Origin of the sequence: Infirmifilum sp., from assembly GCF_049970975.1 — an archaeon.
Taxonomy (GTDB): domain Archaea; phylum Thermoproteota; class Thermoprotei; order Thermofilales; family Thermofilaceae; genus Thermofilum; species Thermofilum uzonense.
This window is the reverse complement of sequence record NZ_JBMFLX010000004.1, coordinates 1-24,077: the sequence shown is the minus strand read 5'-3', so window position 1 is coordinate 24,077 and position 24,077 is coordinate 1. Positions and strand designations below refer to the sequence as shown.

At 47.6% G+C, this 24,077-nt stretch carries 20 protein-coding genes; 6 read left to right on the top strand and 14 right to left on the bottom strand.

Annotation, left to right across the window (positions count from 1 at the left end; genetic code table 11):
* Positions 1–19 precede the first annotated feature (19 nt).
* From ACP5KC_RS01760 to ACP5KC_RS01710, 11 genes are all read right to left on the bottom strand, one after another.
* The gene (locus tag ACP5KC_RS01760; protein ID WP_052883654.1) at positions 20–781 is read right to left on the bottom strand and encodes a creatininase family protein; all 762 of its coding nucleotides are present in this window, start codon (positions 779–781) and stop codon (positions 20–22) included.
* 53 nt (positions 782–834) lie between these two features.
* The gene (locus ACP5KC_RS01755; RefSeq protein ID WP_273434623.1) at positions 835–1,929 is read right to left on the bottom strand and encodes an ABC transporter ATP-binding protein; all 1,095 of its coding nucleotides are present in this window, start codon (positions 1,927–1,929) and stop codon (positions 835–837) included.
* A gap of 3 nt (positions 1,930–1,932) precedes the next feature.
* A complete protein-coding gene (locus tag ACP5KC_RS01750) occupies positions 1,933–4,131 on the bottom strand; it encodes an ABC transporter permease (RefSeq protein ID WP_428286768.1) in 2,199 nt (732 codons plus the stop codon).
* A gap of 147 nt (positions 4,132–4,278) precedes the next feature.
* Positions 4,279–5,829 (bottom strand): ABC transporter substrate-binding protein, encoded by a 1,551-nt coding sequence (locus tag ACP5KC_RS01745; RefSeq protein WP_424740062.1) that lies wholly within the window; start codon positions 5,827–5,829, stop codon positions 4,279–4,281.
* A gap of 89 nt (positions 5,830–5,918) precedes the next feature.
* The gene (locus tag ACP5KC_RS01740; RefSeq protein WP_424740064.1) at positions 5,919–7,073 is read right to left on the bottom strand and encodes a hypothetical protein; all 1,155 of its coding nucleotides are present in this window, start codon (positions 7,071–7,073) and stop codon (positions 5,919–5,921) included.
* A 41-nt stretch (positions 7,074–7,114) separates the two neighbouring features.
* On the bottom strand, positions 7,115–9,208 hold the full coding sequence (locus ACP5KC_RS01735) for a metallophosphoesterase family protein (protein WP_424740067.1): 2,094 nt from the start codon (positions 9,206–9,208) through the stop codon (positions 7,115–7,117).
* Positions 9,209–9,246: 38 nt separating this feature from the next.
* On the bottom strand, positions 9,247–9,888 hold the full coding sequence (locus ACP5KC_RS01730; RefSeq protein ID WP_428286767.1) for a hypothetical protein: 642 nt from the start codon (positions 9,886–9,888) through the stop codon (positions 9,247–9,249).
* 10 nt (positions 9,889–9,898) lie between these two features.
* Positions 9,899–11,743: an ATP-dependent DNA helicase gene (locus ACP5KC_RS01725; protein ID WP_052883660.1), complete on the bottom strand. Its 1,845-nt coding sequence runs from the start codon at positions 11,741–11,743 to the stop codon at positions 9,899–9,901.
* A gap of 106 nt (positions 11,744–11,849) precedes the next feature.
* Positions 11,850–12,719, bottom strand: a complete 870-nt coding sequence (locus ACP5KC_RS01720; protein WP_273434270.1) for an ABC transporter permease — start codon at positions 12,717–12,719, stop codon at positions 11,850–11,852.
* Complete coding sequence (locus ACP5KC_RS01715) at positions 12,667–13,506, bottom strand: ABC transporter permease (protein WP_273434268.1); 840 nt, start codon at positions 13,504–13,506, stop codon at positions 12,667–12,669. Before ACP5KC_RS01715 ends, ACP5KC_RS01720 begins: the two co-directional genes overlap by 53 nt.
* Entirely contained in the window at positions 13,490–14,494 is a 1,005-nt protein-coding gene (locus tag ACP5KC_RS01710) for an ABC transporter ATP-binding protein (protein ID WP_273434267.1), read from the bottom strand. Before ACP5KC_RS01710 ends, ACP5KC_RS01715 begins: the two co-directional genes overlap by 17 nt.
* A 79-nt stretch (positions 14,495–14,573) precedes the next feature.
* Here ACP5KC_RS01710 and ACP5KC_RS01705 point away from each other — a divergent pair, with 79 nt between their 5' ends.
* Genes ACP5KC_RS01705 through ACP5KC_RS01690 form a run of 4 tightly spaced genes read left to right on the top strand, consistent with a single transcriptional unit; the run spans position 14,574 to position 18,556 of the window.
* A complete protein-coding gene (locus ACP5KC_RS01705; protein WP_428286766.1) occupies positions 14,574–14,999 on the top strand; it encodes a PadR family transcriptional regulator in 426 nt (141 codons plus the stop codon).
* A gap of 38 nt (positions 15,000–15,037) precedes the next feature.
* Positions 15,038–16,645: a COG1361 S-layer family protein gene (locus ACP5KC_RS01700; protein WP_428286765.1), complete on the top strand. Its 1,608-nt coding sequence runs from the start codon at positions 15,038–15,040 to the stop codon at positions 16,643–16,645.
* On the top strand, positions 16,642–17,832 hold the full coding sequence (locus ACP5KC_RS01695; protein ID WP_273434260.1) for an ABC transporter permease: 1,191 nt from the start codon (positions 16,642–16,644) through the stop codon (positions 17,830–17,832). Before ACP5KC_RS01700 ends, ACP5KC_RS01695 begins: the two co-directional genes overlap by 4 nt.
* Positions 17,825–18,556, top strand: a complete 732-nt coding sequence (locus ACP5KC_RS01690) for an ABC transporter ATP-binding protein (protein WP_273434259.1) — start codon at positions 17,825–17,827, stop codon at positions 18,554–18,556. The genes ACP5KC_RS01695 and ACP5KC_RS01690 overlap by 8 nt, the downstream gene beginning before the upstream one ends.
* A gap of 9 nt (positions 18,557–18,565) precedes the next feature.
* On the opposite strand, the gene ACP5KC_RS01685 is transcribed toward ACP5KC_RS01690, so the two are convergent.
* On the bottom strand, positions 18,566–18,904 hold the full coding sequence (locus ACP5KC_RS01685) for a hypothetical protein (RefSeq protein ID WP_273434257.1): 339 nt from the start codon (positions 18,902–18,904) through the stop codon (positions 18,566–18,568).
* Between the two features lie 75 nt (positions 18,905–18,979).
* Positions 18,980–20,194 carry a hydrogenase formation protein HypD gene (hypD, locus tag ACP5KC_RS01680; RefSeq protein WP_273434256.1) on the bottom strand — a complete coding sequence of 405 codons (1,215 nt, stop codon included), beginning with the start codon at positions 20,192–20,194 and terminating at the stop codon, positions 18,980–18,982.
* A gap of 180 nt (positions 20,195–20,374) precedes the next feature.
* Between hypD and ACP5KC_RS01675 the strand changes: the two genes are divergently transcribed.
* A complete protein-coding gene (locus ACP5KC_RS01675; protein WP_424737841.1) occupies positions 20,375–21,718 on the top strand; it encodes an FAD-dependent oxidoreductase in 1,344 nt (447 codons plus the stop codon).
* Positions 21,719–21,775: 57 nt separating this feature from the next.
* Here the strand turns inward: ACP5KC_RS01675 and ACP5KC_RS01670 are convergent, their stop codons facing one another.
* Positions 21,776–22,579, bottom strand: a complete 804-nt coding sequence (locus ACP5KC_RS01670; protein ID WP_257719679.1) for a GNAT family N-acetyltransferase — start codon at positions 22,577–22,579, stop codon at positions 21,776–21,778.
* 237 nt (positions 22,580–22,816) lie between these two features.
* Between ACP5KC_RS01670 and ACP5KC_RS01665 the strand changes: the two genes are divergently transcribed.
* Complete coding sequence (locus ACP5KC_RS01665; protein ID WP_428286764.1) at positions 22,817–23,734, top strand: CPBP family intramembrane glutamic endopeptidase; 918 nt, start codon at positions 22,817–22,819, stop codon at positions 23,732–23,734.
* The last annotated feature ends 343 nt before the right edge of the window (positions 23,735–24,077 follow it).

Genomic DNA, 24,077 nt, shown 5'->3' with positions numbered 1-24,077 from the left:
CTGCTATCCTCAGGAGCTGCTAGGCTTTCCGAGACGGGATGTCGACTAAGGAAAGCGTCTGCCTGAGCTTCAAGTAAATCTGCCTTATCTCCTCTACAAGTGCTTCAAGATACTCTTCAGCCTTCTCAGGACTAAAGACGACCTCACCCTCTGTTTCAGAGTAGTTGATTATGGTCCCTGGCAACGGATATGCTCGCACGCCAGCTGAGGCGGTGAAGATCGCATCGCTACTATACTGGCTTTTCTTGACGATGTTTGGTCGGAAGAGTTCAATGAGCGCAGTCTCGTCCGTAGCCGCGTGTCCCCCCTCCTTCCCCAAGTACTTTTTAGTTAATCCCCTGTCTCGTGCAAGTGTCCACCAGTCGATAAGGAGTGTCGCAAGCCTGTGGTCAAGCCAAGCTCTCCGAGCAGCGTTGTCTAAAGCGAGAGTGTTGCCCCCGTGGCCGTTTAGTATCAATGCTATTCTAATGCCATGAAATGCAATGCTCTCAAGAACGTCGTAGACAATGTTTTCCAAGCTCTCAGGCCTCACTCTTATAGACCCCGGATAACCATGTAAGCTGTTCGTGACACCGTAGTTTAAGGTTGGGAGGATAAGAGCGTTGATTTTCACAGCGAGTTTCTCAGCTATCAATTCAGGTATATAGTTGTCAGTGCCGAGAGGAAGGTGAGGGCCGTGAGGCTCGATAGTTCCTATGGGAAATATAACTGTGTCTATTCCTTCGCTGAGAAGCTTCCCGACCTCAACATAAGTGAGTTCGGCTAACCTGCGACTTGCCACGATTTCTAATAATTCCTAAAGCCAAATATCAGTTTATTGGTAGCTTTGCAGCTTTAAGCGAAGCTTTCCTCCTCCCAGCCCGTAACCGGGAAGACGCTAACCTCTGAAGGCTTTATGGCGAGTCTTATTTTCTGACCTGAGCTGAGTTCTAGCGCTGGATCAAGAAGGGCTGTTATCCTCTGATTTCCAACTCTAACCTTAACCTGGTTAAACATGCCTATGAACATCTGGATCTCGACTATGCCCTCTAGTGCGTTAGACTCGGATGCATCAACTTTAAAGTCCTCGGTTTTCATTATGGCAGCGACCTTGTCTCCCTCTCTCACGGTGTGTCCAGGTGCGATAAACCCCTCAAGCGACTGTCCATCAAAGGATACCTTTACTTTTTCTCCTGATATTTCCCTGGCAATCCCTACAAGGTACGTGCTTCTCCCAATAAATGTTGCAACAAAGAGGTTGTTAGGTTTAGAATATATCTCCTTCGGGGTGCCTACCTGGAGGATTTTACCTTTGTTCATCACCGCTATACGGTCAGCCAGGCTCATGGCTTCCTCCTGGTCATGAGTCACATATACTGTCGTTATCCCAAGCGATGACTGTATCCTCTTTATCTCTTCACGCATCTCGATTCTCAGTTTAGCGTCAAGGTTACTAAGCGGCTCATCGAGCAGGAGAACCTTCGGCTCCACTACTAAAGCTCTCGCTAGGGCTACCCGCTGCTGTTGCCCCCCGCTTAATTGCAGAGGATATCTGTCCTCCAAGCCCTCAAGCCTTACTAGTTTCAGAGCATCCCTAACCCTCCTCTCTATATCCTCGTCGCTGAGTCCAAGCTGTTTCCGTCTAATCTTTAGACCATAGGCGACATTCTCGAAGACCGTCATGTGGGGCCATAGCGCATAGTTCTGGAACACCATAGCCGTATTCCTCTGGTAGGGCTTCACGAATGTAACGTCTTGATCTGCAAAGAAGACCTTACCCTCCTCGGGGACCTCGAAGCCAGCAATGATGCGCAGGAGGGTTGTCTTCCCGCATCCACTAGGGCCTAGCATTGTGAAGAGCTCTCCATCGCGGATCTCTAGCGAGACATTGTCTAAAGCCTTAACCTTCCCGTACACCTTTGTCACATTCACGATCTTTATCCACACCATAGCTCACACCCCGATGAACGCATACCTCTGCTTTAATACTCCTACAACAATTAACATTGCGACCAGCTGTATAAATATAAGCAGCACTCCCATAGCAGCGGCGATTTGAACACCTATCGGCGACCCTCCCTTATAGACATTCATCATATAGTATGTCATTGGCGCCTGTGATGGGTTGAAGTTCCCGATCGTTATGCTCGTGCTGACCTCCGTAGCCATGTAAATAAAGCCCAGTACCGCTCCGCTGAAAATATAGGAGAGGATGAAGGGCAACACGACACCAAAAACAACCTTAGCCCTGGTAGCCCCCAGGTTAAGCGCGGCCTCCTCCAAGCCGACGTGAACCTGCTGAAAGCCCGCATAGACGGATCGAACCACGTAGGGCAGTTTCCTCACACTGTACGAGACTACCAGCACTACCCAGGCTTGGAAAGCCCCAATCGAGGCAGGGTCTAGAGGAGTTCCAGAAAATATAGTTGTGAAGAAGTAGTAATAGCCCAGGGCTATCACTAATCCAGGGATAGCTATAGGCACGGTTGCAAGAGTATCAAGTAGGTTGGAAAGCCATGATACACGTATCCTGCTCACGCCATAGCCGACCATTACTGCTACGACGACAGCCAGTATAACGGAGAGTGCAGCATAGATTAAGGTGTTCCTGATATAAGTGAATACACCAGGGTCTGTGAACAATCTCTCGAAATAATCGAGTGTAAAGCTTCCCAAGTTTATCTCGAAGCCTCTTGAAGGCATGACATTGAAGGCTAACAGGAAAACACCTATCTGTGGAAAAGCAGTTAATAGTACTAGGGGGAAGACGATAAGATACACTACGAGCTTCCCCAGGGGACCGAGTGGACGAGCCCGGGAAACCAGTCTGCCTCCACGACTGATCATCGCGTAGGAACGCATCCCCACATAGTTCCTTATGGCAAGGAAGCCCATAACGGCGATAAAAAGCATAACTATACCGAGAGCCGCAGATTCAGGTGATACTATTCCTGTCTGCGTCATGAATCCCCTAAATATCTGAGCACTCATAAGATTCCACTCCTGGAAGATTAGAGGCGCTCCGACATCCTCTAGGCTGAAAATATAAACGATTATAGCTCCGGCGACTATTCCTGGGAGAGCTAGTGGGAAGGTGACGCTCCTGAAGAGGGTGAAGCCCCTAGCTCCAAGGTTTTCTGCTTGCTCCTCAGTACTTGGGTCAACGTTAAGGAAGGCACTGTAAGCGTTGAGGTAGACTATCGGATAGAAGGAGATTATTTGTGCTAAGGCGACTCCTACCAAGCCGTCCAGTCTAAGCTTCCATCCAAATAGACTCTGGGTTACGAGGGAGATTGGACCATACTCGCTGAAAAGGATCTTGACTACATAAGAGTTTACAAAGGGGGTCACGAATAATGGGACAAGGGACAGTATTCTGAGGAAATCCTTGCCTGGGAAACTATACCTTGCAAGTATGAAAGCCATAATGATTCCTATGGCTGTAGCTGCCGAGGTCACGAAGAGGGAGAGTATCAGGCTGTTAACAAGCGCTCCATAGTTCAGACCTTTGATAACATAGAGCGTCTCGTTTCCGAGCTGAACAGCAAAAGCGAACTGCTCCCCTGGGAGAGTTTCCAGCCTAACATACTCGCGGGCGGAGAAGATTCTCTGAAAGTTGGAGTACCATGCACCACCTGAGGGTGCCCTGAACGCATTAACGAGAACAAAGAGTATGGGCGAGACAAGGAATACTATTAGGAAACTAGAACCAAAAACTATGAAGACCCACAACAGAGGGTCTAGCTCGTAAAGAGTTGTCCGGATTCTTCTCGTGAGAGAGACAATACCTTTCCTGGCTTCACGTGTCCTCTTAAAGGATTGAATTTTTTCGTAGAGAAATCCTCCGGCCGCTGTTGCAAGTAAGGGTGTGAGAAGAAACGCGACGCCGCGTGCGATTCCATGAGCACCAATCGAGATAAGGAAAAAATCATAAAGTAGAGTGAAGATTGCTAGGAAGCTTAGCCCTGAACTGAATTTAATCCACCTGTAGTCGTAGCCAAGCTTGTATAATATTACAGCCGAGGCTATGCACGCGATCCACAGTATTGGATCAACAATGTTGAGAATAGCTGGAGCAATGAAAAACGTAAGAAGATATGCAATCGACAGGACAGCTCCGACCGTCCAAAGGGTTCCTCTCCTGATTCTCACAGATAAGCACCTAAAAATCTTAACGGACTCTCTTTATATTCTTAATTATAACTCGAGCTCTTTATACCTACACATGGTCTGTGAGCGTGTTTTTGCCCACAGGAAAGATATTTAAGAAGAAAAAGGGAAAAAAGGGGAATTCTTTTTCTAGGAGCCGGTCATCTGTTTGAGAAGTGATTGTGTATTGAGGTATCTTTGTCTGGCCCCTTCGCGCCACTGATTCATCAAGTCCTGGTATATTGAGGGGTTATTAGCCAATTGGTTGCTGATATTTATTGCGTAGTCGATGGTGAATGTAGTTTTCTTCTTTGTTAATGGGTCAGTGAATATTATTGGGGCAGTTAGAGAGTCAACAAGCTTATTGAATTGGTCCTTAGTTATCTTACCGTTGAGGTATGCCTGGGCGATCTGAGCCCAAACGGGTTGGAGGTCGTCGTGCGCGTCTACAAGTGTTGCTTTAAAGTAGTCTACGACGGCAGTAACCCATAGAGAGGATAGCGTCTCATTAAAGTTGATTCCACCAGCGTTCTGCACGTCTTCAAGGGCTTTCTTCAAGTCAGGTCTCTGAGCTCCTTGTGGAGTATCAAAGACCTTCGGGTTGATCGGAAGCCTGTTAATATTCGGGTCAAGCCATACTAGCTGCCCTCCGGTCTCGTTGAGAACCCAGGCGACAAAAACCGCCGCCTCCCTTGGATGGCTTGCACCCTTAAGTACGGCTATTGGGTCGGCATTTACTATGCTTTCACCGTTGGGTATGATGTATAGACAGGCAGGGTTTTGTTGTTGTGCAGTGTAGCCGTAGAAGTCTATTGTTGTCCCGACAGCTATGTCTCCTCTTATAACTGCATCTCTGACGTCGCTGCTACCGCTGTAAATCTTAGCGTTAGCTGCGAGAAGTGTTAATGCTTTCCAGCCTGCGTCCCATCCGTATGCTTGAAGAATGATCTCGAACATTCTAGTGTTACTTGTACTCATCGTTGGGTCAGCTGTGCCTACAAGTGGTACTGCTGGGAGGTTTTTAGCGTAGATAGGGTTCCCGAGATCTGACCACTTCTTTGGCATGGGTAGCCCGTATTTGCTTAAGAGATCTTTGTTTACCGTGAAGCCGAAACTGCTTATACTGGCGCCTATCCAATGGATAAGGCCGTCGTTTCCCACCTTATAAGTTGGGGCCCCTGCGATAGTTTTGGGTATCTTTGCAAGCTCCTGCTTGACTAGGCTAAACTCGGGTATCTTATTCTCGTCTACAGGCTCAATGAGTCCCTGCTCGTCTATAAGGTTAAAGAGAGTAGGGCCTCCGCCCCACGCTACATCTATTCCCCTACCCTTGGAGACTGCATTTTTGATGTATTCAGGCCATTGCTCTGCGTTCACAGGCAAGAATACTATATTTACAATGTTGTACTTTTTAGCTACGTTACTGTTAAGGAACATTCTCCTGGTGAGATCCTGAATTGTTTGCTCATGCCTTGTGATTACATAGAGCGTGACCCCGCTTGGCTGTGTCGGCTGTGTGGGTTGTGATGGTTGTGTTGGTTGTTGTGGTTGTGAGGGCTGTGTTGGCTGCGATGGCTGTGATGGTTGTTGTTGAGACGGCGGAGCCTGCTGAACGGGTGGTTTTTGTAGGAACAGGAAAGCGGCTCCAATAACTCCGATAAGAAGTACCACGGCGGCTAAAATAACGATGTTCTTGTTCATTTTATATCACTATCGAGTATCCAGCATATATGTTGCTTAAATCCTTAACCTGGCTTACCATATAAGAAATATACGAGAAAAAGTTTTACTTAACTAGTCTTGTGCTTGTGGAGGAATACTAACGCGAGAGCTACTAGGACAAGTATGGCCTCCACTATTGAAATTATCATCAGCGTGTTAACAGTACTTGTTAGGGAGTTAAGTGAGCTGGTCAGGCTGTCAACCTTGCTTGATAGGCTGTCGACGCTTGATTTGAGCCCTTGGATCTGACTAGCCTGGGTATTAATTGTTCCAGCCATTGCTTGTGTATTCTGTGCGAGTTGTGCGATTGCGGCTTGGGTCGGAGCCTCAGTTAACACGTATACCCACCACCTGAAGAGATTGGTCACAAATGTTGGGCCGTCTAAATCTTTACCGTAATAGCTTGAAGCCCACGCAGGCTCATAGTCGCCGTAAATGCTTTCGCCTGAGACAACTATGAGAACGTTCTTGTCAGGCCAGTATTCAGCGGCATACATGACAAAGTCGTGATCACCTGTTCCCTTGCCGTAACTCATGAGGTCGTAGACATAGGGAGTCGGGGGAGTGTTGTCGCCCATGTAGCTTTTATGAGCCCAAACGAGACGTATTAATCCGGGAAATGTCTCCTTTACAGGGTCATGGTATTTGCCCTGGGCGTCCTGCCAGATGATACAGCCTGGCCCATGCATGAGTATGGGTAGGGTTATATCTCTCTTCAGAAGATCGGTTCTGAGGCCAGGATAGTTGTCGGGCTCTACGAATGTGAGCATTCTGTAATAGGCTTTTGCTGTCATGTCAGGGTTATCGCTGTAGACAGCCCCGTGCTCTAGCCTGAGCTTTGTTCCTATTCCTGCTAGGAGGTCGTTTAGCTGGAGTATTGTTTTACCGCCAGGACCATAGTCGCTGTCTCCTGCTACATAGAGAACCTTGTTGCCTGTGTTAAGCCATGCCTTAATTGCTGCGATTTCGTCTGGACTGAACGCGACTGTAGGTTGCCCCAGTAATAGTATATCAACGTCTTTTAGTGTTGAGGGGGTTATAGGCTCTTTTATAATCTTCCATGTTACGAAGGTTATGTTCCCCATTATATAGTTTAGATATTTGTTGCTTTCACCGTGACCTAAATCGGCGGCAACGATAACTGGCTGAGCGGAAATGTTGTGGGAGAAAGCAATAATTGCCATCAAGAACAGTAATATGATTAATGTTTTTTCTGTTTTCATCGATGATGATAGGGCTAAAAAAACTTATAAAATTTACCTTTTCACTTTTTCCTCCTAGTGTATTTCGTGAGACCCAGCAACAGTATAAAGAGGGCTGCAGCTATTAGGACTCCAAGCAGGATTGTTGCAAAGTTCAAGGATTCAGGCTTGGCTTCGCTTGGCTGTGTCGGCTGTGTGGGTTGTGATGGTTGTGTTGGTTGTTGTGGTTGTGAGGGCTGTGTTGGCTGCGATGGCTGTGATGGTTGTTGTTGAGACGGCGGAGCCTGCTGTGCTGAATACAAGGTAAATTCTTTTGTGGTCTCGTGGCCAGCATAGTCTATGACCTTTACTACGAGTTTAGCTTCGCCAGCGTTTTCAGGGATTTTTCCTTGGAGTTTAAATGTCAGGGATTTCAAGGGGTCAAGAATCGTCCCGGGAGTATAGAGTTGTGGGCTTAGTGCATACTCATTGTTTCCTACTACCAGTTTTGCCGTGAAGTTTGCTACACCCCATTCCTCGTCGCCCGCGCTTATGTATGCCTGGAAGGAGGCTCCAGGCACGGGTTTCTCAGGTATAAGCATTTTTAGATTTATAGTTGGAGGTGTGGTATCAGGGGCGTTGTTCAGTGCTACGACGAGTTTACTCTGATATGGGAGTTTTATTCTAACAGCTAGGAAGAGCTTGTCCCCCATCACTAACTTGTCTGTGACGCTGAAGAGTGAGCCTCCAGTTGACTCAATTACCTTTGCCGAGAAGTCACCGTTCCAGGGTAGACACCAGACCATGGTGTTTTCCAAATTGAGGTAGTTTAGCTTGTTTTCAAGTGTTAATACGTATGCATGCGGCCACTGATACAAGGATGTGGGTGTAAACACCTGGTTTGAGACGCCAAGGTTATTTCTAGGCGGATAGATTCCGACAGGGATGGAGTTTTGTGCAAGCTTACTTGAGTCGTTTGCGAAGCCTATGAAGGTTGGAGGCTTCACGGGGAAGTCTATTAGTCCAGATTTGAGGTCGAGCAAGTAGAAGTCTAGCCCATCGTATATTGCTGAGCCCATGCCAAGGGTAGTTATCGTTAAAAAGTACGTAGTCTTGCCTGTGCGGGTACTGGTATACTTGACAAAAAGGTCTCTGTGCACGTGTCCAGACAAGACATAGTTAACGCCGTTTTCCTCAACTATCTTCAGGAAATACCGGGTGATGTTCATATTCCCGCTCCAAGAGGAGTATATTGGGGAGTTCGGGTTCTTCTCTGGATCGTATGGCGCTATCACTTTTGCGTCATCGTAGGTTGTCTTTAACTCGCCCTGGTAGTAGAATACGGGGTGATGAACAAGTATCACTTTTACTGGTATCTGGGAATACTGCTTTAACAGTCCTTCAGCCCATCGTAGTTGCTCCAAAGTCGGGTAGCCCTGCTCGTACGAGTATAGCCCGATTATCAGTAGCTTGTCCGCTATAACCCTATACCATGTCGTGCTCCCGAAGTACACAAGCCATGCGTCAGGAGGAGTATCGTGATTTCCCGGGATCGCTAGAATAGGATACGAGTAGAGAAAGGCGAGCTCATATGAGTATGCCCATCTATACTGTTGCTCGCTGGCTGTGTCAGCTATATCACCTGTGTCAATGATGAAGTCTGGCCCAAGAAGGCCCGACATAACGTAGCCCGCCAGCCTGTTCATGTCGCCAACAATCACGTCAGGTTGTCCGGCCCCGTAGTGCTGGTCGCTTACGTGTACTATTTTAAGCGTCGTCTTGGAAGTGTCGTAGACCCATACACTCCTAGGAATCTCTGTTTTAGACTGTCCTACAAGTACAAGATCGTAGAGGCCAGGCTTAACGTCGCCGGGAATCGTTACTGTTACGACTCCGCTCGAATAGGAGACCGTTACGGTGTAGTTTGCAACCACTAGTTTTTCTCCGTTTAGGAAGACAGACCATATGTAACCTGTCTTTGGCTGGTCCTGCGTGCCGGCTAGCTTGAACGAGAAGCTCTTTCCCGGTAAGACTATAGCTGGTTTACCCATGCCCAGGTCAGGGGAGACGGATACCCGTGATAGCGACGGGATTCCTGGTAATGAGGGTTGAGAGGCGGCGATGAGAGAATAAGAGAGCATTAATGCTAAAAGCACAAGGGTTGTTTTTTTCTCCATCGGGTTGAGATAGTTAATATTCTTAATATGATTTTTGGTTAATGAGCCTTAGATCGCAAGAATTCGCGAAGTTTCATAGCGGCTTTTTCGGAAACAGATAGGCTTTCGCTCAGACTGTTGAGCCACACCGGAAGCAGGTTTAGCTCTAATATGCCAAAAGCATAGTCGAGTGTGTCGGGCGAAAAATAATATCTTATGATGCTGGATACGCCCATATTCTCGACTTCACGGAGAAGGATTTGTCCGTGCTTACTGGGAATTTCCTCAAAGGAAATCTTCTCCATTTTACCATTCAGTACAGAGAGGAAGCGTCGATTCCAAACATCAGCAACGAAGCCATTGTATAGCTCTCCTGGGGAGCTCAAGTAAGTCGGTATACTTGTAACGTGGATTTGTACCTCGCCTGGAGCCCGAACAACTCCGATCTCTCCACAATCACTCAAGTAGCGTCTAAGGCACACAGTATACCCTCTACTAGGATTAGCTACCGCAACCACCCGGAAGAAAGCTCTTTTACCCCTAAAATGTACAGCAACCCCTCGGTTGCTTGTTACAGAGAAGTCTATCGGAAGACCAATAAATGAGGCTCTCTCAAGTGCCTCAGCCGCTATCTCTGCTAGGGCTCTCCCAGCAAGCTTTTCAGCCTCCTGCGATACAGCGTATTCTTCCGGGCTAGCCATCTCTCACACCCTACAGTTTCACCCGATCCCACGGGGGCTCGATCGCATCGAGGCGGTCGTGAGTAATGGGTCGAGCAAGCTCGCGCACATAGTCAGGGAACAAGGCTATATAGTTTTGGTAGCGGTAATCTCCAAGAATCAGCACGGCTTGATCTCTTGGTCCCCTGAGTGCCCTGCCCAAAGCCTGAGATGCTTTTCTTATCGCTGGATAAACGTACGCATAGAAGCGTCCTTTTTCCTCGCCGTAAAGCTTCTGGTAGTATTCAATATACAGTTTTGTCTTTGTCGTGGGTCTTTCGAAGGGTATGCCTACCAGGAAAACACACATAAGCTCCTCGCCAGGATAATCTGCTCCCTCAGCAAAGCGTCCCCCCATTGGCGCAACCAAAAGACCATTCCCGGTATTCGCAAGAGCCTTAAACCTTCGGAGCATCTCTGATGCCTCCACGCCCGTCATGTCCCGTCTCTCCTGGAAAACCTCATAGCCCAGACTCTCGGCTTTATCAAGGAGACCGGCCTGGACGAGCCTGGACTGCACTCTGTAACTTGCAGTAAAGACCGCTGTGTTCCGCTTTATCCTTGAAAGAGTCTTCACGATGGCTTTAACATACTTGTCAGCCATCTCGATGCTGAGCTCCTCTCCTCTAGTTGTGAGGTCTTTGACTAAATAAACTGATGCGTTGGTCTCATCGTAAGGGCTAGGAACAGTAATAACGTAATAGTCCCTGAGACCAATCGTCTCCGCAAAAGCCTCCACAGGAGCCAGGGTTCCAGACATAAAGATGACACGCTTGAATGACTTCCACACGCTTGAGAGTATCTCGCCAGCTCGCATGTCCCATATGTTGAGGTAGATTCGTCCATTGAGTTTCTCAACTATGTGGGCTATGCCCTCAACTCCCTGAAGCTTCAGAGCCGTCTCAAAGAAGGTAGAAAAATGGTATAAACTCGACTGAGGTCTCTTCCCCTCCTTGAACCTCTTCTCCCTAATTCTTTCTCCTAACTCTAGTGCACGCACAAGCATTCTCTCATAATTTCCGGGTAGAAGTGATTCCGGGCTGAAGATATCGCTTTCCTCTTCCTCTAGTTTACCGTAACGCGTGAGAACCTCTCGGTGTACAGCCTCTATAAACTCAGCGACCTCCTCGTCCTTTGCTTCCTCAGCCTCCCTGTAAGCACGCTCCATAGTACCCTCTGTTATCGTATCTCCCCCTAAGTTCAGGTTTTGAAGATTATGGGCCTCGTCTACTACGAGTATGGACTCCTTGAAGGGAAAGACTCCTTTGACACTCCAGCTCAGACTTTCATCAACAACGTAGTTGTAGCTCAATGAGATAACGTCTGCAACTCGTAGTAATTCACGCTGGAGGAAATAGGGGCATACGCCAATAGCACTCGCCGAACTATATATCTCGGAGTAGGTTAAGGCGCCTTTATCTATTAGAAGTTGAAGATCAACACCCTCCCTTAGCTTTTTATAGTAGGGACACCTACTCTTTTCGCGGCTACAAATATATGATACCTCTGAATAGTCAAGATTCTCCCCGAATCGCTTGGCAAGGAGACACATATCCTTTTTACCGCGGAGACCTAGAGCAACTAGCCTAACACCAGCTTTCTCCCTGAAAACTTTAAACTCTTCCACTGGTCGATCAGTTTCGCTACCCGTTCTCACAGCCCATACAATTCTTCCACCCTTCTCCAGGAAGGGGAGCAATGCATGTATTACTACAGGTGTCTTACCGAAACCCGTGGGAGCCTCTAAAACTATGCTCTTTCTTTTAATCTGCTCTGATATTATCTTGGCTACTTCTAGTTGGTGTCTCCTTGGCTTATACGGGAAACGTGCAGTCATTAAACAAACACTTCACATCCGATTACTCAAAACTAAAGTTTAACGCTCAGAACTTTGGAGATGTTCTACGGGAATACTGTAGGCACGTCTGTAAACTCTACTGGCCTTAATATTTGGCTAGCTCACCCGTTTTCTTTGAGTTTTTCTCGATTAGATTAAGTAGAATAAATCCAGCCATATTTAGGAGGAGCGTCGACAATACAAGTATTATCCACTCACATTTGACGGGGATCAAAGTAGGCATCCCCAACGCGTGATACCTGAGAATTTCAGAGACGTAGGTGAAGGGCAGGATCATCGAGACAACACGAAGACTCTCCGGCAGGCTGGAAACCGGGTAAAAAACTCCCGAGATACCCAGTATTATGAATTGAAGGATGTTATTTAAAGGCCCCGCGTCCTTAAAACGTAAGACGAGAGCCCCGTATAAGAGGCCGAAGCCCATCGAAGTGAATAGTCCAAGGAGAAGTACGAGTAGGACTGGAAGCGGGTCAAAGATGATGACCTGAATGTTAAAGAGAAGCTTGAAGAAAACGTAGGTATAGGCTATCGTTAAGGTTAAGCTGATGATGCGTGCGAAAATATTTCTAGCGAAAATCAACACTCTGTTCGCGTTTGTCAGGTAGATAAACTCTAGAGTACCCATTTGTTGTTCTCGGCGAATAGCCATACCGAAGCTCCATAGGCCATATGAGACTATGTCCCAGAGGATCATAGCCCATAAGAAAGAGTTTAACACGAGGGGGCTGCTCCATTGACTTTTGGGTAGAAACATCAAAACCGGGAAGATTAAGAGAACGAGCCACGCGGGCGCAGTTATGATGTCAGCTATGATCCAGGCAGGGTATCTAAGGTAGATCTTCAGGGCTACTCTGGACACCCATGAGAGTTCTACAAGTAGCGCTCTAGGCCCTTTAACGAACCTAGTATTTCGCGAGTTCTCCCTTACTACGAGCCTCGACCTCCCATCTCTCATATACAAACCTCCCCAGGATTAAGTAGAGTAGGCTAAGTCCCAGCATGATTGCAATTTTTTGTTGGAAGTCAAGGCTGGTGGCTGACGCTTGAATTATTTGCCTGAGAAGCTGAGACGCATGTGTAGTTGGCAGTAGAGAGGCGGCAAGCCTGACTATGCCAGGGAAGACTTCCAACGGGTAGAAGAATCCCGATAACATTGCTATGAAAGAATTAATAGTGCTTGCAACAGCCCATACTTCCTTAAACCTCATAGTGAGAGCTGCCACCGCTAAGCCTATACCCGCTAGGGGGAGAAGACCGAGTAATATAATTAGGGAAGCAACCAGCCAGTCGAGTGGGCTTAATAGCGAGCCCTGTAGTGCGACGACAACTGTCAAGTCGATAGTGAATACTATTAGGATGAGAATCGACTGTGCTACCGCGTGGAATATCCAGACGAGAATTGTATTGTTCGGGGTCAGGTAGTGTAGTTCGAAGGTGCCCATGAGTTGTTCCTCACGAATTACACTAGACATGTTCTCCACCATGATCATACTAGATATCATCAAGACTCCCCCTAGGGTAAAGTACAATAGTGGACTCTTGACCCCTGTGTTAACGGTAAAGTTGTCCAGGGCTGAGTATCCGGCCACAGCATAGCCTATACCCATGAAGAGCCATGACATCATGAATGGCATAGCCATAATCGTGAAAAGGCTGCCGACATAGCGTGTGAACAGTTTCGTCTCCTTCATCAAGATGCTGATAAACAAGGCTGCGTAGAGGAACCTAGGCCTGGCTCTCAAGTCTTTCACCAGTGTAATAAACAAATACATCCTCGAGAGTGGGCTCTATACTCTTCACACTAAGCATCTTATTGTCGGTCCTGAGTAGGTGTTCGAGCACCTCTCTCAGTGACCCTTTCTCGTCGAGTATTACCTTTAAATCAACTCTGCCCGCTGAAGGGTCAAGCCACTGATGAGCCATGCTAACCACCCCATCAAGACCTCTCAGGGTTTCAAATGCACCATTATCTTTAACTCCAATCAACTCTATTTCAAGGATGCTTTTGCTTGATATTCTTCTCTTCAGATCTGAGGGAGAACCGACCGCCAGTATTTTTCCCTTATTTATAATGGCAACTCGGTCTGACAGCATGTCGGCTTCAAACATGTTGTGTGTTGTCAGAAGCACTGTTTTGCCCTTTTTCTTTAGTTCCAAGATGATTTCCCGGATCTTCCTAGCAGAGTTCGGGTCTAAGCCTATTGTCGGCTCATCTAGGAAGAGTACAGGGGGGTCGTGAAGCAATGCCCTAGCGATGTTGAGCTTAGACTTCATACCCGTACTGTACTCTTCGACTAGTCTGTCAGCGTCCTCTTCAAGGCCGAGTAGAGATAACAACTCATCAACCCTATCTTTAGCCCAGCCGGGCTCAAGATGGTAAAGACTTGCAAAGTAGAGGAGGTTTTCCCTGCCGCTGAGCTTCCAGTAGAAGCCGCGGTCACTGTAAAGGCTTACACCTATGCTTTCACGGACTTTTTCCGGCTCTCGAACTACATCGTATCCGTTGACGTAAGCCTCACCCGAGTCCGGCAATAGGAGCGTGCTTAGGATCTTAATCATGGTTGTCTTACCGGCTCCGTTGGGACCCAGAAGGCCGAAAACTTCTCCAGAAGATATCTCAAACGAGACATTTTTCAGAGCCTCGACGACCTTCTTTCTACCCCTGTAAAATGAGGAACGCTCACGGCTTATGAAAGTCTTTGAGATGTTTCTCGCTTCAACTGCAAGCACTCAGCTCCACCCTTACACTCTTAACAGCTATCCCAGTGAACGTTTTTAAATGAGTATCGGTATCGGAAACCGATATACGATGCACATGTATTTGACCAGGTTTGCTCGCAACCCCTTGCGTGTTTTAGTCTTGACTCTATTGAGAAACAGGCCCATGAGCGGGATAGAGATAATAAACCAAGTCGAACTTATAACAGGTGGATTATGGAGGCCCTCTCCGGGAAGTGTTTATCCTCTTCTTCGTGAACTCGAAAATGAGGGCCTAATAGAGCACACTATTGTTAATGGACAAAAAGTATACAGCTTGACGGATAAAGGCCTCGTTGAAGTCGAGGAGTGTGGTCTCGGAATTAAACCGGCCACAATAGAGGATGTGATCAGAGTGATAGAAGGCTATGTTGATTTCCTAAAGGATTACGTTGCACAAAACAAGCTAAACAAAGAAGCTAAGGAGAAATTGATGAGGATAATGAAAGAGCTCGAGAACGTGGCTTCAAATCCATAAGATTTATTAATCTACCGTCGCTTGTATCGGTGTCCGATATGAGGAAAAACATCATCAGGGAGGGTAAGGTGAGCCGCCCAGCCGTATTCCTACTTATTATCCTCTCAACTATCGCCGTACAAGGGGTATATTCTGCCCCTATTCCTCAAGCTTCACAATCTAGCACTAGGACTGGAGCCACTTATATCTTCACGATAGAAAGCATAAGCGTAGTGGACTTTTCAGGAACTACAAAGACAGTTACTGTCGCCGTAACATATTACGGTAGGTATACCCTTTTAGGCTCAAGCATTTCACTTCAGCCACAGTGTAACGCCTCTGTGCTTTCAGGTCAGCCAGTCCTATTAGGGTCTTGGAGGCCTGGCACGACAAAGATAGCAACCTTCACGGTTGACGGTACGAACGCTACGACTCATTGCCCGGTAGGGATACTTGTCAGCTGGCAGGATAGCTGGGATGACGCTTATGGTATGAACACCCAGATGGGAGGATCTACTTTGATAAACACGGAGCTTGTTGCGTGCTGGCTCACCGATCCGAGAGTAAGCGTAAGTCCTCAAATGGTTTACATGAATACCATAAACAGCGCTGTGATAGAGATCGCTAACCAGGGGATCTCTGACATGCGAGATGTCACTGTGAGTATAAATGGTCAGGGAGTAACCCTGTTAAACATTACTGTCCCATTATCTTATAATGTCGGCTTACTTGCAGGAGGCTCAAGGATACGTATACCCTTGCAGCTTGTTCCACAATCCAGCTTTCCAGCGCTATTAGTTACTTTATCATACGTAGACTGTACGGGTAATGCAAGGTCGTCTACCTTCAACATACCGCTTTACGCTACCCAGGGTCAGAGCATAATAGTGATCCCTGATCCTGCAACAGTTACCGCCGGGGCGACAAACAAGATAACGCTAAGGGTGGTAAATCTCGGCTCGATCACCGCGAAAAACCTGCAGGTCATACTCAACCTTCAGGGATCTCCCTTGGCAATTACACCCTCCGTACTGGGGATTGGAGACTTAAACCCCGGTGAGATCAAGACATTCCCTGTAAGGGTAGAGGTACCCAGCACCGCCTCAACGAGCACACCTGTATCCTACCAAGCAATATATAACACGCCTGGCAGCGGCCTAACCTACACCCAGGGATCATTCACCTTATTCATTCTTCAAAGGTCGTCGGTAACCATCACGTCAATTGAGGTTGTCCCTCAAACAGTTGAGGTGGGCTCTAACGTTGTGTTTGCCTTGAGCCTCATAAACGACGGAACCTACCCGGTCTACGCCGTAAACGTCTCAGCATACCCTGGTGAAGGCCTCGTCTCGTCAAGGACACTTTACACCTACCTTGGCCAGCTAAACCCACAGGTTCTGACGAGCGTACCTTTCTCGTTCAAAGCACTAAAAGAAGGCGACTACGAGGTTCGATTCCTGGTTACATACGTTGATGCCTATGGTAACAAGGGCTCTGCGGAACGTGTGTCCTTCGTCAAGGTAGTTAAACCCTCCGCGTCGACAACCAGCTCGCCCCGGACTTCCGCCAACCCCACCTCGTTGCTCCTAGGTGGATTATTCCTCCTATTAGTCGCTTTGGGCGTTTACCTTTATAAGCGTAGGTCAAAGAAGGGTGCCGGGAGTTGAGATTCTCGGAGTACTTCTATTTGGCTTTCACAAGTCTAAAGGAGAAACGCGGAAGGGCGATCGGCGCAATAATCGGGGTCACAATAGCTGTCCTAGCCCTGAGCCTAGCGTTGGGAATAGGCGAGAGCTTTCAGAAAACCTTTGTGGAACAGCTTCAGAGGACAATAGCCGCTAACAGTATAATCGTGACAGGCGGGTATACAGGAGGTTTCAGCGACGCGGACATAGCCTACTTTAAAAGGATACCCGGCGTGAAGGACGCCTTTGGACTTGCAACTACTACCGGTGTTACGATCACATCTTCCGGCGAGCAACCAGTCACCTTGGTGGCTATAGACCCTCAACGCCTGCCCGATTTCCTTGGCGTCTCAGATATGCGTCAAGTAGTGGCTGAGGGGTCTACACAGCCGAGCGGGCTAGGCGTACTCGTATCATACAACCTTTGGAGTGACCCGAATACGGGGCAAAGGATCCTGGACGTCGGCTCCCCTCTCGTGGTACGTATCAAGTCAAAGAGCATCCAGCTAGTGGTTTCAGGTCTCATGGTTCAGTCTTCAAGCATGATGGGGGGCTCGGTGGGGCATATGAGCGGTACTGCCTATATATACATGGATCCATCCACCTACTTTACCTATGTTTCCAACACTAGAAACTATGCAGCGGTTATAATATTGGTTGGGGATCTATCAAGGCTGGATCAGATAACAAAGGAAGTTAGGGCGGTTGCCCCTCCCGGATCCAATATAATTTCTGCGGCTTCCATGGTGAGCCAGTTCACGGCACTTGTAGGAGCCCTTGAGACTTTCATCGGATTGGTCTCGGCTGTCGGCATGGGTGTGACAGCCCTCTGGATATTTGACAGCACAACAATCAGTGTTGTTCAGAGGACAAAGGAGATAGGCATATTGAAGGCGCTGGGCTACACGAGTTTGGACGTGCTCATAATATTCCTTCTCGAGGCTATCATAATATCGGCAATTGGAATAGTGATAGGTCTCTCACTTGCCCTGATTCTCTCAATGTTTGTAAAAATACCTATGTTTACCCTTCAAATAGGGCTGACGCTCACGCCAAGCGTCGTGGCTCTCTCGTCACTTCTACCTCTCTTCATGAACGCGCTCGCAGCATATATCCCTTCACGTAGAGGGGCTTCCCTTAACCCTGTGGAGGCGCTCAGGTATGAGTGAGATAATTATCCTTGAGCATGTATCCAAAATATACAATAGCGCCTCAGGCCCCGTAATTGCAGTAAACGATGTTTCAATGAGCGTGAGACAAGGAGAGTTTTTTGCAATAGTGGGGCCAAGTGGTAGCGGAAAAACCACCATGTTACACCTTATAGGGGGTCTCGACCGGCCTACCAGCGGGAAAATAATAGTCGCTGGGAGGGAGATTTCTAGCCTCAGGAGCGATGAGTCGCTGAGCCGATACAGGAACGAGATCGTAGGCTTCGTATTCCAGATGTTTTACCTGGTTCCCCGCTTGAAAGTGATCGAGAACGTCGAACTGCCCTTAATTAAAAAAGGAATCCCGAGGGATGAGAGGAGGAAAATGGCTCTAGAAGCCTTGAGAATGGTGGGTCTTGAGAGCGCTGCGCTTAAATACCCTACCCAGTTGAGTGGGGGAGAGCAGCAGCGAGTGGCCATAGCCAGAGCTATAGTCGGAAGGCCTAGGATACTTCTCGCGGACGAGCCCACGGGGAACCTAGACGCGAGGAACTCTCAGGTAATCATGGATGTCTTCAGGAAATTAAACCAGGAGTACGGCATAACCATTGTAATGGTTACTCACAACCTTGAGCTAATATGGTATTGTGACAGAGTGGCTAGGATGCAGAGCGGCTCGCTCGTAGATATATATACTCCTGACACTTATGACCAGCTGATCGTAAGCTTCGTCAAAAAAGTATAGCTTTAGCAATCAAGGCTGGGAAAAGTACCTATCCAACCCCACTCTCCTACTCCCTCTCAGACCTTCCGCTACCTGTTCAGTAAGCTGTTCCCAGGAGAGGCTCCCATCTATAGCCCATCTCGCGATTAGACCAGTATAAGACTTCAGGAATGAGAGGAAGCGCGGCCAGGAGATTCCTTGCCTTTTAAGCTCTGGTCCCCAGTACTCCCACAGGTATCGGGCGAGCATGCTTCCGCTCCACACGGCTAAGCCCAGAGCTCTATTGCCGAGCTCTTTACTTAGAGCCTTGTAAAGCTCAGATATTCTCAACTTTATCTCTACAGGCTCTGGAGGCTGAGCTAGGCTCAATACCTTTCTCCTGGTTTTAATTATGTATAGCAAGCTAATATTATTTTTTCATTAAACTATATTCGTCTTAAAAATTTACAATCCTAGCTCTCTGGCGATTTCATCTGCTACTCCCCCACCACCAAACCTCGCCCATACAGCACACGTTCCCTCGAGGGAAACCATGCATGGACCATAAGGCTTTTCGGGTGTACACTTCTTTAAGAACATGGGGCAATCTGTGGGCTTAGCCTTCCCGAGCGTCACCTCCGCACACCTGCAACCCGGCGGGGTGTCCTTTCTCCACTCTTCTGGCCTGATCTCCTTGATCCCGAACTGCTTGAAAGCATCCATCCTCGCGAAAGAGTCGCGTAACCTTAGACCGCTTAACGGGAAGAAGCCTATACCTCTCCAAGCATCGTCAACCGTTTCGAATACTTTATGTATCATAGCCTGCGCCTTTAAATCCCCGCTCCAGGTGACCGCCCTCGTATACTCGATCTTCACCTTCGCTTCTCGTGAAATAATTTGCCGGAGGATCTCGGCTATGGACAACAGGACATCCAAGGGCTCAAACCCTGAGACCACAACGGGCACAGAGTAATTTTCGGCCACAGGCTCCCATGCCTTAGCACCTGTTATAGTCGACACATGTCCCGGTGCGATGACCCCCATAACGGGGGGCTCTGGTGGCTTTTCGCGGAGAATATCCATAGCGTAAAACATTGCGGGGGGCGTCAGCTTAGCCAGGCTTAAAAGTTTTAAGTTATCGGGCATCTTACCGCTTAGAACGGCCTGAGCGTATGCTGGAGCAGCCGTTTCAAAGCCTATACCTAGGAAAACAGCCTCCTTTCCATCATTCCTCGAGTCCTTGATAGCTTCAAGGATGTTCAACACAAGCTTGACGTCACCACCCATTGCCTTAGCTTCCTCAAGAGACGTGACGCCACGTACCTCATTTATTGTGCGAAGCTTGTAGGTGTCTCCATAAGTGTAGACGCGGATACCGTCAAGTGACAGCCTTATAGCATCTTCAATGTATTTCGAAGGTGTAACACAGACTGGACACCCGGGTCCAGCTACGAGCTCTAGCCCCTTCGGCATCAAGCTTCTCAAGCCAAAATGAACGATAGTCCACTCGTGAGTGCCGCAGAAGTTCATAATCTTGATGCTGTCAAGTCCGAGTACTTTCCTTGCCTGGTTAAACCTTTCATGGATGACTCTGGCTAACCTCCGTGCTAGCTCCTCGCTCCCCCTGAAGGTTTTTTCTAACTCTTCAATGGTTCTGACGTCTGTAGCTCCTGGCTTCATTACCTATTTCTTGTACTAATTCAGCCTCCCAAAATATAAGCTTCGCCTATGAGCCGTTAGTAAAAGCTTACATATCACTGTTCTAATCATGCTCGCCCACAGGAGTATATTCAGCGATATGTAACATGATGTATTAACAAATGCCTTAATACGGAAAAACGCTCAAGCCAACGATGCCATATGGCAACTAAAAGATACGACGTTGTAATTGTTGGTGGAGGTGCCGGTGGGCTTGCAACAGCCCTTGCACTGAAAACACTCCGCTCAGACCTTAAGGTCCTAGTAATAAGGAGGACAAAGTCACAACCCGTGCCCTGCTCCGTACCATACATTGTAGAGACTATAGGATCATTAGAGGGGTGCCTTATCCCTGACTCAATACTTACAAGCTCCGGCGCAGAGCTCCTAATAGACGAAGTCGTCAAGATTAACCCAGAAGAGAAGTTTGTGCTAACTTCGAGCGGCAGGAAGATCAACTATGACAAGCTAGTTCTTTCAATGGGAACAAGCCCCGCGAAGCTAAACATACCGGGTATAGGCTTGAAGGGCGTCGTCCTCATATCAAAGGAAGGAGAACCTCTAGCTCAGGCCCTAGAGGTATTAAAGAATGCGAAACGCATCGTGATAATAGGTGCGGGATTCGTTGGAATGGAGTATGCGGATGACCTGGCAAAGGGTCGTGAAATACACGTTGTTGAGGTTTTAGACGAGGCTCTGGCCCTTTCCTTTGACAAGGAGTTCGGAGAAATCGCCAGGAAGAATCTAGAGGCTAAGGGAGTAAAGTTTCACCTTAAAACGGGGGTAAAGGAGATATTAGGGAACGGAAAAGTTGAAAAGGTACTCCTGAGCAATGGTGATCAATTGGATGCAGACGCTGTTCTTATCGGGGTAGGAGTAACACCAAATACCGAGATAGCCAGAGAGGCCGGTATTGAGTTGGACGAGCAGGGACACGTTATCGTGGACTCCTTCATGCGTACAAACATCCCTGACATCTACGCGGTGGGAGACATAGCCCAGAAAAGAGACTTTTTCACCGGGAAACCCATCCGTGCATACTTTGCAACCCTAGCAGTCTTCGAGGGCAGAGTTGCAGCAATGCATATAGCGGGGGTAAATCCATCTAAAGGCTGCGAAGGAATACTGCCAGTCTTCTCCACTACCATCGCTGGAACAGCCCTCACTGCAGCGGGACTCACCGAGAGCGCGGCGGAAAAGCTCGGCTTGAAGGTGATAGCCGTCACAGTGGAGGCACTCAACCGACACCCAGCTAGTCTTCCCGGAGTCTACAAGATAAAGTTTAAAGCACTCTTCTCGAAGGGTGATCTACGACTTGTAGGAGTTCAAATTGCAGGGCCCGAATCCGTTGGCGAGATGATTAACTATGCAGCGGCTGCAATCCAGAGCAACCTCACAGCCTATGACATCGTAAAGCTACAGTACGCGACTCACCCACTTCTAACCGCATCACCAATAGTTTACCCACTACACATGGCAGCTTTAAGTGCAATCAGCCAAAAATGAACAGTACCTTTCATATCTAATAACTTTCCCTCGTAGAACAAAAATAACTCGTGTTCTCTAACGCCCGCCATCGCCAAGATCTTTTTCCAATAGATATTCTGTCTTGTGTGCGCGGAAACCAGCCTTGTAGAGCTCTTCTACAATTTTCTCCTTAGTAGAGTCAACGGGTATCGTTATAAGATGGATATCAGATTGAAGCGCTATAGAGCGTAACCCGTTAAGGAGGGCCCATAGTGCGTCGATAGAACTATATGAAGAAAGAGCTACATAGTCTATGAAGAGCTCGTCGTCCATGGAGAACTCTGCAAGCCCTTTTACACGGGTACCCCTGTAAACAAGCAGGGCCTTCTCACCAGTTGAGTACCTCTTATACACCATCCTGTCTACAGGCTCGGTAAGCGTGCTCCACCAAGTTGTAGGCTTGAAGCTTTTAAGCCTCCTTATAGAGGAAGCCTTCTTAAGCTTTAGTGTAAAAGCATTCATAGGCATCTCGACTAGACGTGAGGGATCTGCCGCGAGGAACAAGATGACTCCTTTCACATTATAGCCTCTCTTAAGATAGAAGTCCAAGGCCCTAAGGTTGCCCTCCTTAACGCTCAACGCGACTCTCTCAACATCCTCTCGCTTTAAGAGCTCCTCCACGGCCTGAATGAGCTTGCCCCCGATACCCATGTCCCTGTAATCTGGATCCACAGCTAGACTGTCAATATAAGCAAGCTCCCTGTACTTGTAGGCAATTATGAAGCCTACGACCCTCCCGTTAACCTCTGCCACTAGGACTTTCCGTCGTCTCGAACGAACGCCAATCATGGCCTTGAACCACTCGAGGTCTTCCTCGTCGAGCCCCTCAAGCGATTTCAGGTGAATACGAAATATGCACTCAGCGTCACGGGAACGCGCGGGTCGAACTATAACCTCGGTTGATCGGCTTCCGCTCGAGAAGGAAGCTTTGAGTCAACTCATTAAATTAGACCACCTGCCGACACGTATGATAAACGAGAGATTTTTAAACTTTTCGTTTTACAGAAACTATATCTTTCAATAACCCAGGGAAAGCAATATATTTCCTTATACAGGACACGCATACATGAATCACTTATGGATAATACGACGTTCAAGAGGGTTTTACTATTCACTCTTCTAGCCTATCTCCTCGCTTTTCTAGTCGACTTCATTCTTTTTGCGACGAAAGGCTATGAGCACCGTCTCGCACTTAACTTGTGGGCTTTTTCCAGAATGTGGATTGTCACTATAGCAACCATTATCTCTCTCAGGGTTCTCGGTGAGAATGCGTGGTCGACGTTAAAGAGCCATTTGGCAATACACAAGAGATCCATTATTCTTTTCCTAGCTGCTCCCTTATTTGTATATGTTGCTCTTGGGGTCTACATCGGTATAGCTGAGCCACTAGGGCTCTTCGACTTCAATTCTTATGTAAACAAAATACGAGAAGTCCTGGGAAGCCAGCTCCCGCAATTAACGGAGGGAGATCTACGAGACCTTGCTGAAAAGATCGCGTATTCGACCGTAACAGTCAATGCATATATAGCAGCCATAACCATTAACGCGTTTTTCGCCCTTGGAGAAGAAATCGGCTGGAGGGGATACCTGTACCAGCAACTCGGTTACACACCTAACCTTAAAAACACTATAATAATCGGTACGATTTGGGCATTGTGGCATGCACCTGCAATCCTCTTACTAGGATACAATTACCCTGCTAGTAGAATATTTGGGCTCCTGTTCTTTATCCCTCTCGGCATAGTTCTCACATATCCACTCCTACTATTCACAAGTCATGCGAAAAGCGTCTTACCAGCGGCTTCACTGCACGGAGCATTCAACGCATTATGGCCTCTAACCCTAATAGCATCTAATCTCCCAGCCTTCCAGCGAGAAACGTTACTTGGCCTAGGATTACTTGGGATACTCTCCATACTTGTTGTCGATCTATTCCTTTACGTTGTTCTACCCCTGGAAACGTCACAGTTAATAAAAACTGACTTTTCAAGCTAAAGGCTTTCCTGTACCACACCTTAAAGAATTCTCATTATATTTAATGCCTAACAGGAAAATCCCTTGTTGTTACACCGATAACATTCTTTCAACATTCTTGCATAGAGAAGTCCTTAGCTTGAACATTTTTAATAAGTCAGGGGTTCATACATTGCTTTTTATAAATCTCCAGTTTATAGAAAACGGAGATACATAGGTTGAAGAGAGCTTTCAATTCTCACTAAAACATTTATACGCGATATGCTAGCGTTTAAACCTGGGTAGGATGAATAGGATAGTGGTCTATGTATTCTTGATGAGCGTATTACTTCTAGGCGTGTCCATATCTGCCGCGCCTACATCG